The 15673-nt window shown below is 58.5% G+C and carries 16 protein-coding genes; 4 read left to right on the top strand and 12 right to left on the bottom strand.

The annotated features are described in order from the left end of the window. Positions 1-86 precede the first annotated feature (86 nt). The 4 genes from nrfD to pdsA form a co-directional block, all read right to left on the bottom strand. Entirely contained in the window at positions 87-1040 is a 954-nt protein-coding gene (gene nrfD / locus G5168_RS13955) for a cytochrome c nitrite reductase subunit NrfD (RefSeq protein ID WP_421206415.1), read from the bottom strand. 69 nt (positions 1041-1109) lie between these two features. After that, entirely contained in the window at positions 1110-1778 is a 669-nt protein-coding gene (netC, locus tag G5168_RS13950; RefSeq protein WP_421252356.1) for an Nrf-like electron transfer protein NetC, read from the bottom strand. Beyond that, positions 1775-2395: a cytochrome c nitrite reductase pentaheme subunit gene (nrfB, locus tag G5168_RS13945; protein WP_005346804.1), complete on the bottom strand. Its 621-nt coding sequence runs from the start codon at positions 2393-2395 to the stop codon at positions 1775-1777. Before nrfB ends, netC begins: the two co-directional genes overlap by 4 nt. A gap of 153 nt (positions 2396-2548) precedes the next feature. Next, positions 2549-3160 (bottom strand): periplasmic diheme shuttle PdsA, encoded by a 612-nt coding sequence (gene pdsA / locus G5168_RS13940; protein WP_216953317.1) that lies wholly within the window; start codon positions 3158-3160, stop codon positions 2549-2551. Between the two features lie 246 nt (positions 3161-3406). Here pdsA and G5168_RS13935 point away from each other — a divergent pair, with 246 nt between their 5' ends. Genes G5168_RS13935 through G5168_RS13925 form a run of 3 tightly spaced genes read left to right on the top strand, consistent with a single transcriptional unit; the run spans position 3407 to position 8518 of the window. Further along, on the top strand, positions 3407-5491 hold the full coding sequence (locus G5168_RS13935) for an OmcA/MtrC family decaheme c-type cytochrome (RefSeq protein ID WP_421252355.1): 2085 nt from the start codon (positions 3407-3409) through the stop codon (positions 5489-5491). 55 nt (positions 5492-5546) lie between these two features. Further along, entirely contained in the window at positions 5547-6521 is a 975-nt protein-coding gene (locus tag G5168_RS13930; protein ID WP_227342431.1) for a DmsE family decaheme c-type cytochrome, read from the top strand. Positions 6522-6532: 11 nt separating this feature from the next. Next, on the top strand, positions 6533-8518 hold the full coding sequence (locus G5168_RS13925) for an MtrB/PioB family decaheme-associated outer membrane protein (protein ID WP_216953320.1): 1986 nt from the start codon (positions 6533-6535) through the stop codon (positions 8516-8518). A 391-nt stretch (positions 8519-8909) separates the two neighbouring features. Here G5168_RS13925 and G5168_RS13920 read toward each other — a convergent pair whose 3' ends face one another. The 8 genes from G5168_RS13920 to G5168_RS13885 form a co-directional block, all read right to left on the bottom strand. Beyond that, a complete protein-coding gene (locus G5168_RS13920; protein ID WP_216953321.1) occupies positions 8910-9665 on the bottom strand; it encodes a substrate-binding periplasmic protein in 756 nt (251 codons plus the stop codon). Positions 9666-9792: 127 nt separating this feature from the next. Then, positions 9793-10548 (bottom strand): substrate-binding periplasmic protein, encoded by a 756-nt coding sequence (locus G5168_RS13915; RefSeq protein ID WP_421252354.1) that lies wholly within the window; start codon positions 10546-10548, stop codon positions 9793-9795. A gap of 122 nt (positions 10549-10670) precedes the next feature. Next, positions 10671-11417 carry a substrate-binding periplasmic protein gene (locus G5168_RS13910; protein WP_139400970.1) on the bottom strand — a complete coding sequence of 249 codons (747 nt, stop codon included), beginning with the start codon at positions 11415-11417 and terminating at the stop codon, positions 10671-10673. Between the two features lie 71 nt (positions 11418-11488). Continuing rightward, the gene (locus tag G5168_RS13905) at positions 11489-12007 is read right to left on the bottom strand and encodes a GDYXXLXY domain-containing protein (protein ID WP_421171941.1); all 519 of its coding nucleotides are present in this window, start codon (positions 12005-12007) and stop codon (positions 11489-11491) included. Next, the gene (locus tag G5168_RS13900) at positions 12004-13008 is read right to left on the bottom strand and encodes a DUF4401 domain-containing protein (protein ID WP_421252353.1); all 1005 of its coding nucleotides are present in this window, start codon (positions 13006-13008) and stop codon (positions 12004-12006) included. Before G5168_RS13900 ends, G5168_RS13905 begins: the two co-directional genes overlap by 4 nt. After that, complete coding sequence (locus G5168_RS13895; RefSeq protein ID WP_421171943.1) at positions 13001-13939, bottom strand: DUF2157 domain-containing protein; 939 nt, start codon at positions 13937-13939, stop codon at positions 13001-13003. The genes G5168_RS13900 and G5168_RS13895 overlap by 8 nt, the downstream gene beginning before the upstream one ends. Before the next feature lie 164 nt (positions 13940-14103). Next, positions 14104-14661: a TMEM165/GDT1 family protein gene (locus G5168_RS13890; RefSeq protein ID WP_005337386.1), complete on the bottom strand. Its 558-nt coding sequence runs from the start codon at positions 14659-14661 to the stop codon at positions 14104-14106. Between the two features lie 259 nt (positions 14662-14920). Beyond that, the gene (locus tag G5168_RS13885) at positions 14921-15250 is read right to left on the bottom strand and encodes a translation initiation factor (RefSeq protein WP_139428489.1); all 330 of its coding nucleotides are present in this window, start codon (positions 15248-15250) and stop codon (positions 14921-14923) included. A 119-nt stretch (positions 15251-15369) separates the two neighbouring features. Between G5168_RS13885 and G5168_RS13880 the strand changes: the two genes are divergently transcribed. Beyond that, complete coding sequence (locus G5168_RS13880) at positions 15370-15597, top strand: FeoA family protein (RefSeq protein WP_005337384.1); 228 nt, start codon at positions 15370-15372, stop codon at positions 15595-15597. The last annotated feature ends 76 nt before the right edge of the window (positions 15598-15673 follow it).

Raw genomic sequence — 15673 nt, 5'->3', positions numbered from 1 at the left:
GGGAGTCTGCGTGGAGAAGAACGAGCCGAAAATGTGTAAGCCTGTGTAAGGACTAAACACATCTCTGGCCCATCCACGCAGCAATGTTACAGCACCGTCATCTGACCGGCATAGAGGATGAAGTAGCGCAGCAGCAAGATCCCCACCAGGCTCAGGCTGCAGACCAGCACCAGGTGGGAGCGCTGGTGCTGGCGAGCTGGCGAGCTGAACAGCCCCAACAGTTGGGGAAGCAGGATGCCGATGCCAATCACGCCAAACCAGAAGACCTGCGACCAGAAGCCGCCGCCTATGGCCGCCCACATCGCTGCCTCCCGCTGGCCGCCACCGAAGTAGAGGCCGGTGAAGAAGCAGACCAGCAAGAAGATCTCGATAGCCACCATGGGACGCTCGAAGCGGTGCACAAAGCTCACCCCCTTGCTATGGCTGCTCTCCTTGAACAGAGTCACCGCCAGCAAGATGGTGGAGGCGACCCCTGAGCTGATACCGGATACCAGAAACAGCGCCGGCAGGATCGGGTTATTGAGCATGGGGTAGGTCTTGAGCGCCGAGAGCAGGAAGCCGGTATAGGCCCCCAGCAGTACGGCCAGCAACAACAACAGGGGAGTAAGCAGTCGCTCGATCTGTGCCATCTTGCCTATCAGGGTATCGATGAAGGCGAACCTGTCCGCCAGCAGGTGCCGCCGCAACCCCTCGATCTCGGCTCTGAAGACCACCGCCAGCCAGGCAAACAACACCGTCATATAGACCTGAAACAGCATGACCCCCATCGACATCACGGAATCGAACTGATAGTGGAACATCAGCTTCCAGAAGGTCCAGGGACGAGCCAGGTGGAAGATGAGGATCAGCAGCCCCAGTATCACGCTGAGCGGGGCCAGAATGGCGGTCGCCCTGATGATGCCGCTCTCGCTGCCGGCCCCGCGCTGGCGCAACAGCACCGAGAGGGTGACTGAACCGGCGGAGATCCCCAGCAGAAAGAGGTAGATGGCGATGGGACCATCCCAGACCAGTGAGTCGAAGTGAAATGCGTTATGCCACATGGTACATACCTCCCGTTTCGCTACTCACCATCTGCAGAGGGATACCGTCATGATGCGGGTTATGAGGACTCATGATTTTACCTCCCCTTTCGGTACCCGATACATCTTGGGCGAGGTGCCGAGGAACTGTTTGTAGCGATAGGTGGTTTCATGCACCAGCCGTCTGGCGATCGGGCTGTGAGGATCATCCAGATTGCCGAACACCAGCGCCTTGGTAGGGCAGGCTTCGACACAGGCGGGTTGCTTGCCGTTGGCCAGATTGGTTTTGCGGCAAAAGTCGCACTTGTCGGCAGTGCGGGTGACCGGGTTGATAAAGCGGACCTGATAAGGACAGGCTGCCAGACAGTAACGGCAACCGACACAGAGATCGGGGTTAATGTCGATGATGCCATCCTCGGCCCGGATATGGGATGCACCCGTCGGGCAGACATGCACACAGGGGGCGTTATCACAGTGCTGGCAGGACTTGCGGAAAAACCGGTACTCCTGATCCGGATATTCACCCACAGGGCCGGAGCGCAGGATCTGCAGGCGGGCTACCCCTTGTGGCACCTGATTGACTTCCCGGCAGGCATCCATGCAGGCGGTACAACCGATGCAGGCTGTCTCATCGTGGATCATGCCGTAGCGCACCCCCCCGATGGTCATGCTGTTGGCCAGGGCGCGGGGCGACCCCGTCATCAGGATCAAGGCGCTGGCACTCATCCCCACCATAAACTCGCGACGGGTCGTGCTCATGCGCCCTCCTTGGCCGCGGCTTGCTGCCTGGCCTCATGCTGCTTGCTGTGGCAGTCGACGCACAGCTTGATGCGGGCCTTCTCGGGGATGCCGACCATGGGCTCTTTGGCCGGGTGCAACTGATGGCAGCTGGTGCAGGTCACGCGAGTCGCATGCACGTCGTGAGCCCACAGCGCCTTGCGCAGATCATCGGGCTCATGGCAGCTCATGCAGACGCCGTTTTGCTGGCTGAGCGGGAAGGCATCGTCGCCAAAGCGCATCACGTCGACAATGCCGCCACGCTGTTTGCGGTGCTGGGCTGACGGGTTGCCGTGACAGTTGGTACAGGTCACCGCTTCATTGGTATTGGGGTTGGTGACGCTGGCATGCTTGCCATGCATCCCCTCGTTTCCGTCGTGGCACTTGTCACACTTGGCGAAACGGGCGGCCGCTTTTTTCTCGGCTGCGGCTTTCTTCGCGGCTTTGGCCTGGCGTGCGGCCAGTGCATCGGCGGCACTGCTATCGGCCACAGTGCTGACGGCAGCAGACGCTGGTTCGACGGCGGTCGCTGCGAGGGCAAACTCGCTTGCACCCAGACAGATCGTGGCAAGCAAGGCCCACTGCATTATTTTTTTCATACTGGACTCCGGATCAAAGAGGTTCAGCGGCGTTATCCACCCCCTGACAAGAAAAAGAGCGACAAATACCTCCCAAAATGCCAGAAACGGGCAAGAGTCCCCCACCCACGACAGAGTGGGGGCTTGATCAATGGATAAACCTGACCGCTTTGGTTATTGCTGGCTGGCGTAGTACTCGGCCAACGCCTGGAGATCGGCATCACTCATGGCAATGATGGCGTTATTCATCTTCTCGTCATTGCTGCGCTTGCCGGCCTTGAACTCTTGCAGGGCCATCAGTATGTAACCTTTTGGCTGACCGGAGAGGATGGAGGCTTCATCGTCGGCAACGGAGCCACCTTCGGAGTGACACTTCTTGCAACCAGACTCTTCATGCAGTTTTTGTCCTGCTTTGGCCAGTGCGGCATCGAACGGCTGCTTCATCGGCTGGTAGGGCAGTTCGGCATAGTAAGCTGCCAATTCGTCGATCTGATCGTCGCTAAGACCCTTAACAATGTCGGTCATGTTTCCCTGTTTGCTGGTGTCACCGGTGACATGATTAACGGTCTTAGCAGGGCGGCCATCTAGGTAGCTTCGCATCTGCTCCGCAAGATTAGATTCTGCTATTCCGGCGATTGTCGGAATATCTGTATGTGAGCTGATCCCCTGATTACCGTGACATGCGTTACATGTTTTGGCCATCTCGTCGACCCCGGCAAAGGCTGGCCCAATTGAACCAATCAACAGAGATAACCCCACCACTTCCCATTTCATGCTTCGCTTCATTTTGCACTCCTCTTGACATAAAAATCGAAAAAGACAGCTTATACCGTTTTTTTATTCGAAAAAGTGGGCTTAGTCCCGCTTTTGAGACTTCTGTCAACGTCGAGAGCCACATAAACCTTATAATTCGGGGGGAAATGGTTTTTGACCAAGGTGGGGCTCAAAAGGCTTCAATGTTGCATGTTTTTGGGACTTTTCTGAGACAGCTCATACATGAAATAAAAAATCCGATAAAAAAGGATAAACAAGATGAAATACTGGAAAGCGCTGGTGGCAGCTGCAATGGTGCTCACCCTCTCGGCCTGTGGTGGCGGGGGGGATGGCAGTGACAAGAGTGAGCCACCCACCCCTCCTCCAGGAACCCCTGGATCTCTGATTATCTCGGCGTCGACACCGGTTCTCACCCCGGATGGTCAGCTCTCGGTACAGTTCAACGTGACGGACAAACAGGGCTCGGGTTACGACCTGGGCGCTACGATCCCCTCATTCACCCTCAACAAGGTGATCCCCGGCCGCGATGCCACACGTGAAGACCCGGCCATCTGGAAGAGTTTTATCTACCGTTCCGGCAAAGCCACCAGTGAAAACAGCGGCAAGCTGGAGTCACTGGGCAATGGGCAATATCGCTACACCTTTGCTATTAACCCCACCACAGTGCCGGATCCCTATCCTGCTGATTCACAGAGCAACAATGGCGTGATTAGTTGGGATGAAACGGCGACTCATCGTGTGGGTATCTTTTTTGGTGGCAGTAACAATGTCCCCGTCACCAACTATGTGCTGGACTGGGTGCCGGCTGGGACGCGCGCCGCTTTGACCCGGGATATCGTGGATCAGAGCAGTTGTAACAGTTGTCACATGAAGCAAGCGATCAAACACGCGGATCGCGCTGACCCCAAACTCTGTGTCACCTGTCACAACGAGAGCAATCCGGCCATTGCTACCCGCCGCTCTCTGACGACCATAGTGCACAAGTACCATGGCAATCTGGATAGTACGGATACCAAGACGGTCAGCCACTTCCCGCAAGACTCGCGCAACTGCGATACCTGTCACAAGGACGCCACGCCAGCCACCCTCAATGCCGGTAACTGGCAACATGCCCAGGAAAAAGCGTGTGGTGCCTGTCATGCCGATTCAACCAGCTCCACAGGTTTTGATGCTCACATCACTGGCAAGATAAACAGTGGCGCAGTCTGCGCCCAGTGCCATGGCGCTGATCCGGCCAGCAGCAAGTCCCCCTACATGGTCCACCTGGGTTACATGGCCAACGAGGCGATTGGACGCGACAAGCTGCAGTTCACGTTCGATGACGTTCGCTATGCCGCTCCCAATATCGAGATCGAACTGACCGTCACCGTCGACGGTACGCCGGCCGAGAGCGTTAATGACGTGCTGAAATATGTCAAAGATGGCAATCCGGCCATTCTGGTCAATTGGGATCAGGGCCAGGGATTCGAGCTGGCCACCACCAACCCGCAGACTTTCGCCACTGGCAACAAGATCGAGTTCAGCAAGTGTGTCAGCCAGGGCACAGGTCGCTTCCTGTGCAGCAAAGAGACAGGCAACGAGGTCAACGGCACCCTGGCCGCGACCATCGCCGATCTGAGAGTCTGTGTGGCGCGTAAAGCCGATCGCAACGGGGCGTTTGCCGCAGGGGATCTGCTGCCTTGCAGCAGCACTGCCAGCGCACTCTCCCTGATCGCCATCAATCCGGTCAACGCCTACTTCCGTGCCGAAGGGGGCATCGACAGCAGCTATCTGCTCAAGGCCGGTGCGGATCTCGCTTCCTGCAACAGTTGTCACAAGGATCTGGCAGTCCACATGAGCAATCATGCGGCCAAGGATATGAGCCAGTGCACCAGTTGCCACAACGCGACGCGTACCTCGTTCTATGCGGGGGTGCCGGGGGACCTGAAATATCACGTCCACTCCTTCCACGCGCTGGGCGCCAAACATGGGGGAAGTGCTACCTTCCCGGGCGATATCAGCAACTGCGAGTCCTGTCATACCCAGGGGCAATACAACCTGCCCAACCAGCAGAACGCGCGCCCCTCTCTGGTCGCCACCACGGCTGACAACAAACAGCCCAAATACTTCAGCCCGGTGCTGGTGGTCTGCTCCAGCTGCCACCTCAAATCACCGCTGGGGTTGGTCAAGCCGGATAGCCCGGTGGCAGGGGATGAGTGGGCTACCCACATGAAGAATAACGGCGCCGTCTTTGGTGCAGAGACGATCGAAGCCGCAACCGGTGTTGAACAGTGTGCCTCTTGCCATGCCGTCGGGCAGGAGCAGGGTGTCGACAAGGTTCACAAGGTCTACGACTTCCGTTGATGAAATCCTGCGGTCAGGGGGTAACCCCTGGCCCTTCGCCGTTGAAGGAAACAAGATGAAAAAGACCATCACGCAGTGGTTATTGGCTGGCATGCTGGCCCTGAGCTGCCTGTCAGCCTGGGCCAAGAGCGATGCCGCGCAACCCGCTGGCGATGCAGATCCGCGACTCCAGATTGAATCGGCTCTGGACAAGAAATTTGACCAGGGAAAATACTCCCCGAAGGGAGCTGATACCTGCCTCAAGTGCCACGATTCAGATTCACGCAAACCCGCGACCGGCATATTCCACAGTGTGCACGGCAATCTGGGCAACCAGAATGGCCCCATGGCCGACCGGCAGTGTGAAGCTTGTCATGGTCCGGCAGGCAACCACACGCGCAATCCTCGCAAAGGAGAGAAACGGGAGCCGATGATCACCTTTGGTCCCGATTCACCTGTGCCGGTCGAGAAGCAGAACAGTGTCTGTCTCTCCTGTCATACCGATACCAACCGGATGGGCTGGCATGCCAGTGTTCATGCGGTCGAGGATCTCTCCTGTACCAGCTGCCACACATTGCACCAGGCCAAGGATCCGGTGATGGACAGCAAGAAACAGGTCGAGACCTGCACCAGCTGCCATGCCGCAGAGAAATCGGATCTGCACAAGCGCACCAGTCATCCCATCCTGAATGGCGAAATGCCCTGCTCCAGCTGCCACAACCCGCATCAGTCACAAAATGAGGCCAGCCTGAAACAGCCAACCGTCAACGAGAGCTGTTACGAGTGCCATGCCGAGAAGCGGGGCCCCTTCCTGTGGGAGCACGAACCGGTGACCGAGGATTGCTCTCTATGCCACAGCCCCCACGGCTCCATCAATCAGGCGCTGCTCAACAAGCGCGTTCCCCAGTTGTGTCAGGAGTGTCACAGCGCCCCCCATGCCAACGTGTCCATCCCAGAGGGGGATCTCAAGGTACGTGGCGGCAGTTGCCTGAACTGTCATAACCAGATCCACGGGACCAACCATCCGAATGGGCAGTCCCTGCGACGTTGAGGAGAGAAGTCATGAAACATTCAACACTTTGGCTCTCCTTGCTGACCATCTTCTCGGCCCATGCCACCGAGGAGCCGCTGGCTGTCGAGGATTACTCCCTGCAATCGGCCAGGGAGGCCAAAACCGCGCGCTGGCGCTGCGCATCCTGTGAAAGCGAGAGTGGCTGGTTTGGTGAGGTGGGGCTGGGGACAGGCTACATCAACGATGATGGCGCGACCCGTTTTCGCAACTGGGTGCCCGCCGCCAACGATACCGGCATGCTGGGGATCTTTAACGCTGACCTGCAGTATCGGGGAGAGGGATCCCGTTATGGCGCACTCGAGGCCAGGGATCTTGGAATGCGCCGTTTCAGCATGTCACTGGAGCAAGGGTTCTATGATGGCGCGCGCGCCAAAATTGGCTACTCCGAAACCCCCTTTTACTGGAACAGCCATGGCAAGAGTGTCTATCGCTCTGACGATGCGCCTATGGCGGCTGGTGCGCTGGCCGAATTTGACAAGGAGGTGGTCCGCAAGAAGCTGACTATGGGGCTTGCCTATACCCCCAAGAGCCCATGGCGCCCTTATGCCGATTTCTCTTATGAGAAAAAAGAGGCAACGCTGGCCACTTATCAGTCCAGCATCCCGGGGATAGGCAGCATGCCGGGCTTTGTACCCAAGCTGGTCGATGGCAGCAGTACCACCCTGGTCAAGAGTGGCATCAGCTACCTGGGTGAAGGCTGGCTGGTTGATCTGGCCTACAACGGCTCACTCTATCGCAACGAGGAGACCGCATTCTTTTTCGGTTCGGCCAGCGACCCCTATGCCAATGAGCGGGCTTACGAACCCGACAACAGCTTCCATCAGGTCAGTTTATCCGGCCAGTACAACTGGAACCGGCAGAGTCTGAGCGGTCGCATTCTCAGCAGTCGAGCAACGTCGGATGGCAATCTAGCCGCCTTCCGGCAGGTGCCGATCACCCAGAGTGATTTCCATGGCGAGATCGATACCATCCAGACCAATGCCAAATGGGTGGGGCGTTTTGGCCGGGATTTGACTCTGCGTGCCGGGGGCGAATACCGGGATCGGCAGGACAACTCGGACAAGCAGGTTGTTATTGGCAAACAACGGCAGCCGGGGGATCGTTCTCACAGTAAAGCCAATCTGGAAGCGGATTACCGCCTTAGTCGATCGGTCAAGGTAACCGGGGGTTACCAGTATCGTGCCGATGAACGGGAGTACGCGGATCGTCGCAAGACGGATGAGCAGACATTGTTCCTCAAGAGTCGCTATCGCCCGGTGGGTGATCTGCAACTGGGGGGGAAACTCTCCTGGAGCACCCGGGATGGCTCTGAGTGGAAGAATAACAATACCAATGTCAGCCCGACCTTGCGTCAGTTCTATCTGGCCAATCGTGACAGGTTCGAGCTGCGTGGCGATCTGCAGTATGCCTTCAGCGAGCAGTTAAGCTCCTCGCTGGAAGGGTGGTGGGCACGGGCAAACTATCCGGAGCCTGACATCGGACTCAGTGAAGGGGAGGACTATGGTATCGATCTGACCCTTAACCAGCAGTTTGATGAGAATCTCAGTGGCCATCTATTCAGCAATGTACAGTGGATCACCTCAAGCCAGAACCATGCTTACACCGGTGCCCCGGACTGGGATCCCTATTCGACCCGGGTTCGTGACCAAATCACTACTCTGGGAGTGGGTCTAAGCCAGAAGAAGGCGTTTGATTTGGCGCTGGAACTGGGGGTGGATTACAGCTTCTCCTATGGCCGTGGCCAGACAGATGCCAGCAAGGGTTATGACTACCCCGACCTGACCAGCAAGCAACACCGTCTGGAAGGCTATGCCCTCTATCAGCTCGACGAGAAGCAGTCACTGCGCTGGGATATGCGCTACGAGTTCTACCACGATGTGGACTACCTCTACACCGGTGAGGAGTACAGCATGGGTCATGTTAACCAGAACTATAACGGTTACTTCACCGCTATCTCCTGGCTCTACAAGTTCTAACGCCGCAAGTGCCACAAGGGGAGCCTGGCTCCCCTTTTTCATGCCCGGCACAGACACCCGAATGCGGATAGCAATTGATGCCTGGATGCCGCGAGGCATGTTGCTATCTAATTGATTTTCTATATTTCAGATCTTCCCAGCAGCTGGGTTGCATGGCGGCACTGCGACGTTAGGCCGCTGATCTTGTGTGGCGCCGAACGGGCCGATCGGGTGATGGTGGGCGACAAGTGGCGGGTGTGAATGGCGCCGTCGTGGGGCTCGATATCGAACAGCTTATCGCCCTTCACAAGGTGGCTGCTGCTGTGCTGGTACGTGGCCAGGTGAGAGCAAATGGTAAAAAGCGAAGGGGCCCGCAGCGGGCCCCTTGTTGTTGGCGCTTTTCGCTGCGCCGCTATTTGGCGGCGGGGGCAGGGAAGTATTTGCTGTGCAGCAGCGGGTATTCACTACTCGCCAGCACCTGGGTCAAGCCGGTCTGGAACTCTTTGACCAGTTCGTCGCTTACCGGATGGCTGAAGGCGAAGCAGAACTGCTCCGAGCTAAGTACCCACTGCTCCTTGAAGCGGGCGGGGTCGAGTTTTTGCTCCACGATCAGCTGTTCCATGGTGGTTTTGTTGGTGGAGACCAGATCGATCCGACCTGAGGTGAGCATCTTCAGCGCTTGTGCCAGCCGATTGGCTGCCATCAGCTTGGTCTCGTCAAAGCCGTTGTTGAGTAGCAACTGTTCTCCCACATCAGCCCGTACCGCCCCGATATTGAATGCTTTGGCATCATCGAGCTTGGTGATGGTGATATTGCGCTCGGCCAACCCTACCAGCACGATTTCGGCGTAACCAATGGGACAGGCCCATTTGAACAGAGGATCCCGCGCCTGGGTGCGGGCGGTGGAGAAGAGTACCGCATTGGGTTTTTGGGTCAGCAGGTAGTAACCGCGCGCCCAAGGCATGATGGTGATGGGCTGCGCTGGGGTATTGGTCTTTTTCCATACCAGTTGCAGCAGTTCGACCGCGAGGCCGGTGGGGGCGCCACTTGCATCGGCGTAGTTGTAGGGTTTGTACTCTTCGGTAATGTAGTGAAGCTTGGCCAGCTCGGGGCTGGCGTTGGCAAAGGAGGTAACAAGCAGTGTGGCCAACCCGATCCATGGTTTCATTTCTCTATCCTGCTCAAGGGAATACCTATGCTCAATTGTGACCAAGCCGGATGATTTCGCCAAGGCGGGTTTGCAGTTTGGCAAAAAGTGCAGGAGGCCGCCGGCATGTTGTGCTGTGTTGCGAGGGTCAGAGAGACTGGCGCAGTGGCAGGTATTTGGCTTGCAGTTGCGAAAATTGAGGGGAGGCCCGGGCACGATCCAGAGCTTGTTGAAAGCGGCTTATATCCCTGTCTGGCACCTGACGGCTAAAGGCATAGCAGAGTGGCTTGCTGTCGAGCACAAAGGCCACATTGAAGTCATTCAGATCCATGTTGAGGTCCTTGAGGGTTTGATAGCCGACCAGCTTGTTGGTAGCAAAGAGATGGGTACGGCCCGAGGCGAGCATTTTGGCCGCCTGGCTGAGACGGTTTGCCTCGACAAGGTTGCTTTCATCCAGACCCCGCTCCTGCAACAGCTGACTCGATACGGTCGAGCGCACCACCGCAATCTTGTATTGTTTCATTTGTTCGGCAGAGACAAGGGTCAGCTTGTCAGCTGCGCGGCCAAGCAGCACAAAGTCCGAGTTGTCGATGGGGCAGGCCCACTTGAAAAGCGCTTCCCGTTCGGGTGTCCGTGCGGTGGCAAACAGCACCACATTGTGCTTGCTGCTTAGTTCTTTGTAGCCGCGGGCCCACGGCAGAATGCGTATTGGTTGGGGGGAAAGGTCACTATATTGCCAGATCATCTGCAGCAGTTCGACGGCAAGGCCGGTGGGCTGACCCTCTGCGTCACTGAAGTTAAAAGGCGGGGAGATTTCGGTGCAGTATTCGAGCTTGTCCAGATCTGCACGGGCAAAGCTGGCCCACAGAAGGAGTAGGATGTGGGAGAGATGCCATGTCCGCATGGAAGAGATCCTTCACTATATCGACGATGCCAAACAGTGTGACGGCTCGAGTTCGCAATAGCCAGCTCCTTGACGGGCAACCATAGTGCGACTGAGGGGGCCATTCCAGCCGCAGCCGAGAGTCAGCGCACCGGCAGGTATTTGGCCTGCAATTTGCGAAACTCCTCCGAGGCGAGGGCGCGGGTCAGGCCCTGCTGAAAGAGGGTGATCTCGCTGTCTGGTACTTGACGGCTGAAGGCGTAGCAGAGCTGCTCGGCGCTCAGCACCATGGCCACGTTGAAGTCGTCGCTGCTCAGCTTCAGTTCGCGAATGGCGTCATATCCCGCCAGCTTGCTGGTGGCGAGCAGGTCGGCGCGGCCGGAGAGCAGCATCTTCAACCCCTGCGACAGGCGGTTGGCCGGGATGATGTTGTTGTCATCCATGCCGTTGTTGAGCAGCAGCTGTTCGGCGGCATCCGAGCGCACCGCGCTGATCTTGTATTGGCTCATCTGATCGAAGGCGGTCAGGGTGATGTTCTGCGCTTTGCGGCCGAGCAGTATGTACTCCGAGTAGCCGATGGGGCAGACCCACTTGAAGAGATCCTCCCGCGCCTGGGTGCGGGCGGTGGAGAAGAGCACCACGTTGGGCTTCTGGGTTAGCAAGTAATAACCTCGCGCCCAGGGCAGGATACGCACCGGCTGGGGTGTCACGCCGCTGTGTTGCCAGATCATCTGCAGCAGATCGACCGCAAGGCCGGTGGGCTGGCCTTGCGGATCGCTGAAGTTGTAGGGGGGGTACTCTTCGGTGAGGTACTCGAGCTTGCCCAGATCAGCCCGGGCAGCCGAGGCCCAGCAGAGCAGCAACAGATGACAGATCAGCCATATCCTCATTGGGAACATCCTTAGCGATCAACCTTCTCTTGAGTGTGACCATGAACAGAGTAAATAGCCACTCACTGCTGTTACCAGCGGGCGCGTGTCTGCCCGATGGGTTGGTAGGCCTCATCCCGTAGCCCCACCAGCAGGGTCTTGCCATCCGCTTGTAGGCGGAACTCGCCGTAGCGGGCCGCTTCGTACTGCTCCCCCGAGCCCTCTTCAAAGAAGTAGGCATCGGGGCCGATCTGCCACTGCCGCTCGCTCTGGTGCACTTGCAATAGCCGCTCATCGCTGGCGAGCCGATCCGGTTTGCCATCGACCACCAGAGTGGCCACCTGATGGGCATCGAGGCGGATCACCAGGGTGTCGCTGCCCTTGTCTTGAGTCGCACGGGCGTCGCGGCTGGTCAGCTCGCGGGCAATTTCGTAGTTGAGCCGCATGTAATCCCCCTGCATCAGAGAGCGGGGATCGACTGGGGCGAGTCGCAGCAGCACCACTTCGCCGCTGCTCATGGCGTGCTCATAGCGCCAGACGGTGGCATTGATGCCTGCCAGGATGGCGAGGCCGCTCAGCAACAGGGCGAGTTGTCGGGTCACAGGTTTCATGAGTCGCTCCTTGCCGCGAAGGTGGTGAGCAGCTGGCGGGCACTCAGCAGCAGGATGCCGGAGCCCAGCAGCAGCCAGGATTTGGTCATCAGGGTGAGCCCCAGATCGTAGTAATAGAGGGAGCCATAACCGAGCAGCAGCAGGGCCGAGAGGGTCATCAGCCCCAGACTGCCGGCATAAAACCCGAGGATCAGCACCAGTGCGCCTGCCCCCATGCCGGGGATGATGGCACTGATCAGCACCAGTGGCAGGCCAAACAGCAGGGGGAGCTTGAGTTTCACCATCACCGCCAGCAGCAGGGCGGCGCAGATCAGGGGATTGAGCCAGAGCGGCAGGCGGGACAGCCCCAGTTCGTCCAGCACGCTGCTGCCGCCATCCCAGAGCGGATGGTGCAGGCGGCCCAGCACCAGCAGGGAGAGGGCCAGCCCCAGCGTGATGGAGTGGTAGAGTTGGTGACGGGCGGGATCCCTATCTGCCCGCAGCCAGCAGAAGGTGATGGCCGCCATCACCAGCGGCAGCGCCAGCAGTTGCAGCCCGAGGCAAGCGAGGCCAAGGGTGAGCAGCAGGGCCGCCGCCACGCTGTGAAACAGCCGCACCAGCCAGTGATCGAACAGCACGGCGATGGCAAGGGACAGCAGGCACAACCCAAACCAGAGCAGGGCATGATGGAGATCAAGCTGATCGAGCAGGCCATAGAGCAGCCAGGCATCGGCCGCTAGGGTGAGGGCCAGCACGAACTGATCCCAGAGATCGCCGCTTTGGCTGCGATTGAGGGCGTAGGCCCCCGCCAGCAGCACGGCCCCGAGCAGCAGGGCGCTGTTGGCCTCGCGGGTCAGCTGTTCGAAGGTGAGAAACAGGAAAAAGAGCAGGAACAGGGCGGCAATCCACCCCACCAGCCCCAGCATAAAGCGGCTCGACCAGTGGGGCTGGGTATCACTGGGCTGATCCCCTTCCACCAGATTGGCCTGTTGCAGTGCTTGCCAAAGGGTCAGATCACTCATGAGACCTCCGTTGTTGTTGCAGCCAGCGGGCGGCGGTGACAGAAAGGCCGATGGCAATCAGGCTCAGCAGCAAGAAGCCGTTGATGTCGGGCTCCATCCACTTGCCCAGCGCCGCGAGGATGACGGCAATCAGGCTGAGGCACCCCATGGCGAGTCCGGCGATAAATCTGTGGTGCCACAGGGCATAGGCCGCAGCGAGCCAGCCAAGCCAGAGCGGCCACACCAGCGGGGAGGCGACATCAAACAGCGCCAGCAGGGTGAGCAGGGTGGCCCCCAGACCGGCAGCAAGGCCCGCCAGCCAGCTTGGCATCAGGCGCCAGCGGTTTGGCGCCAGCAGAAGCAGAGCCCAGAGGACAGCGTTGAGAAGGGTAAGGCACCAGCCCAATCCCTCTTCATCGAAGGTAAAGAAGAACGTGAACAAACCGAGCCGCCAGTAGAGCACCAGCGCCAGCTGGCCGAGCAGCCAGCTTAAGGTCCAGAGCAGGGGACTTTGGCCAAACGCCGCCAGCGGCACCAGCATCAGCGCCCAGGTGGCGAACAGTTGCCAGGGATCGGCGCCGGTCTGGTAGGTCTGACCCACCAGCGCCAGCAGGGCACCGATATTGAGGGCGATGGCGAGCAGCAGCGCCTGACGGGGGGTATCCCCAAGGGGTTTGCGCCACAGCAGAAGCAGCATGGCGAGCAGCGGCGCCTCCAGCAGGGCGAGGCGGGAGACCCGGCCCAACTCCTGCCAGTTGAAGGCAACGAAGAAGATGAGGCCAGCCCCGATGCAGAGGGCGCCGAGCCAGAGCAGCAGCCGGTCAAACAGCCACTGCCAGCGCGCCGGATGGGGGGGAAGATCGGCGAGGGTCAGGGCGTCCGCCAGCTTCTCTGGCGCCAGCCGTCCCTGTTTGACCCATTCGAGAAGCGTCTCTCTTGATACGTTGTGCATGGGGGGACTCCACGAGGTTTGCCCCATTATGGCATGAGGTCCCCGCAACCGTGCACTGCCCCTTGGCTGTAGGGCAGGTGGTTGCGACAGCGGGTTACGCACTAGACAAAGCAGCAAACAAAAAAGCCCTCCGAGGTGGAGGGCTTGGTCAGCGGAAAAGGCGATCAGGCAAAGATCAGGGTGCTCACCCCGAGGCCGACGAAGAGGATGGCGCAGGCGATGCGGATCCCCTTGAGCGGCAGCTTGTCTGCCCCCAGCTTGCCGATCAGCACCACCGGCACGTTGGCCAGCATCATGCCGAGGGTGGTGCCGGTAATGACCTGTACCAGCGAATCATATTTGGCGGCCAGCAGCACGGTGGCGATCTGGGTCTTGTCGCCAATCTCGGCGATGAAGAAGAGCACGAAGGTGGCCATAAAGGGGCCGTATTTATCCAGCGAGCTCTCCTCGTCATCCATCTTGTCCGGCACCAAAATCCAGATAGCCATGGCGATAAAGGCGATGGCGACCAGCCAGGTCATTATCTTGGGATCGAGCCAGCGGCTGATGAACTCGCCAATCCAGGCCGCGCCCGCATGGTTGAGCAGGGTAGCCGCCAGCATGCCGGCGATGATGGGCCAGGGCTTGCGAAAACGGCAGATGAGCAGCAACGCCAACAGCTGGGTTTTATCGCCGATTTCGGCAATAGCGACGCTGAGGGTTGAGGTTAACAAGGCTTCCATAAAAATGACCGGGGGACGGAATTGTTATAAACCAAAGACAAGCCTGCGCCATCCGTCCCCGGTATTGGCACTGGCCCGTCAAAGGTCTTGTCAAATCCATGGCTGGCATGGATCACCCTGACCATGGTGATTTGGCACCAAGTATGTTGATCAGGGCCGCAAACCGGTATTCATGCAATGGATGGCACCGGCGTGCGAGACTACTCCCCCTCGATGGGAGCGGGCATTCTAGGGAAAAACCGCATGAGTGACAAGGGGATCAGCCACCCACCAGCTTGACGCTGAAACCAGCTTTCTCCAGCTCGGTTTTGATCAGGTCCCGTTTATCCCCCTGGATCTCGATCACTCCCTCCTTGATACCGCCTCCGGTGCCGCACTTTTTCTTGAGCAGGGTGGCCAGGGATTTTTGCTGATCGGCGGGTACGCCATGAATGGTGATCACCCCGGCGCCCTTGCGCCCTTTGGTCTCGCGGCGAATGCGCACGGTGCCGTCGGTGGGGAAGGGGGAGGCGGATTGGGGAGCGCTCTGCTCCTTGATCATGCCGCCATCTGTGCTGTAAACGAGGCGGCTGTTGTTGTCGTGATTCATGGCATTACTTTATGGGTTAGCTAAGCGGAGTTTGATTTTACTCAAATAAAAGTTGAAGACACAGCTTATAATGCCCCAAGTAAAAGAGAATTATTATTGTTTAACTTCAGGAGTCAGTCATGGTACTCACGCAGTTGTCACCGGGACAGAGTGCTCGCATCAAGAATATGAATCAGCTCGCCCGGCCGCTGCGCCGCAAACTGATGGTGATGGGCCTGTTGCCCCAGACTGAAGTCATTTATCTGCGCTCCGCCCCCCTGGGGGACCCGCTCCAGATCCAGTGCCAGGGGATCTGTCTCTCCATGCAAAAGAGTCTGGCCCAGCAAATAGAAGTCGAGCCGGTATAACCCCCTGTTCGGCTGCCGCTTCGGTCAAGAAAGTCACCGGGAGCGGTTCAGAGACAAGAAGTCGAACCTGCAAAGC

The organism is Aeromonas sp. 600724, from assembly GCF_049175135.1.
In the GTDB taxonomy this organism is placed as follows: domain Bacteria; phylum Pseudomonadota; class Gammaproteobacteria; order Enterobacterales; family Aeromonadaceae; genus Aeromonas; species Aeromonas veronii_A.
The sequence above is the reverse complement of the archived record's forward strand: the minus strand, read 5'-3'. Positions and strand labels throughout refer to the sequence as shown.

Bases quoted from the DNA above. Each gene is read 5' to 3' on its own strand.
- nrfD (WP_421206415.1), bottom strand. From the start codon at position 1,040: ATGTGGCATAACGCATTTCACTTCGACTCACTGGTCTGGGATGGTCCC.
- netC (WP_421252356.1), bottom strand. From the start codon at position 1,778: ATGAGCACGACCCGTCGCGAGTTTATGGTGGGGATGAGTGCCAGCGCC.
- nrfB (WP_005346804.1), bottom strand. From the start codon at position 2,395: ATGAAAAAAATAATGCAGTGGGCCTTGCTTGCCACGATCTGTCTGGGT.
- pdsA (WP_216953317.1), bottom strand. From the start codon at position 3,160: ATGAAGCGAAGCATGAAATGGGAAGTGGTGGGGTTATCTCTGTTGATT.
- G5168_RS13935 (WP_421252355.1), top strand. From the start codon at position 3,407: ATGAAATACTGGAAAGCGCTGGTGGCAGCTGCAATGGTGCTCACCCTC.
- G5168_RS13930 (WP_227342431.1), top strand. From the start codon at position 5,547: ATGAAAAAGACCATCACGCAGTGGTTATTGGCTGGCATGCTGGCCCTG.
- G5168_RS13925 (WP_216953320.1), top strand. From the start codon at position 6,533: ATGAAACATTCAACACTTTGGCTCTCCTTGCTGACCATCTTCTCGGCC.
- G5168_RS13920 (WP_216953321.1), bottom strand. From the start codon at position 9,665: ATGAAACCATGGATCGGGTTGGCCACACTGCTTGTTACCTCCTTTGCC.
- G5168_RS13915 (WP_421252354.1), bottom strand. From the start codon at position 10,548: ATGCGGACATGGCATCTCTCCCACATCCTACTCCTTCTGTGGGCCAGC.
- G5168_RS13910 (WP_139400970.1), bottom strand. From the start codon at position 11,417: ATGAGGATATGGCTGATCTGTCATCTGTTGCTGCTCTGCTGGGCCTCG.
- G5168_RS13905 (WP_421171941.1), bottom strand. From the start codon at position 12,007: ATGAAACCTGTGACCCGACAACTCGCCCTGTTGCTGAGCGGCCTCGCC.
- G5168_RS13900 (WP_421252353.1), bottom strand. From the start codon at position 13,008: ATGAGTGATCTGACCCTTTGGCAAGCACTGCAACAGGCCAATCTGGTG.
- G5168_RS13895 (WP_421171943.1), bottom strand. From the start codon at position 13,939: ATGCACAACGTATCAAGAGAGACGCTTCTCGAATGGGTCAAACAGGGA.
- G5168_RS13890 (WP_005337386.1), bottom strand. From the start codon at position 14,661: ATGGAAGCCTTGTTAACCTCAACCCTCAGCGTCGCTATTGCCGAAATC.
- G5168_RS13885 (WP_139428489.1), bottom strand. From the start codon at position 15,250: ATGAATCACGACAACAACAGCCGCCTCGTTTACAGCACAGATGGCGGC.
- G5168_RS13880 (WP_005337384.1), top strand. From the start codon at position 15,370: ATGGTACTCACGCAGTTGTCACCGGGACAGAGTGCTCGCATCAAGAAT.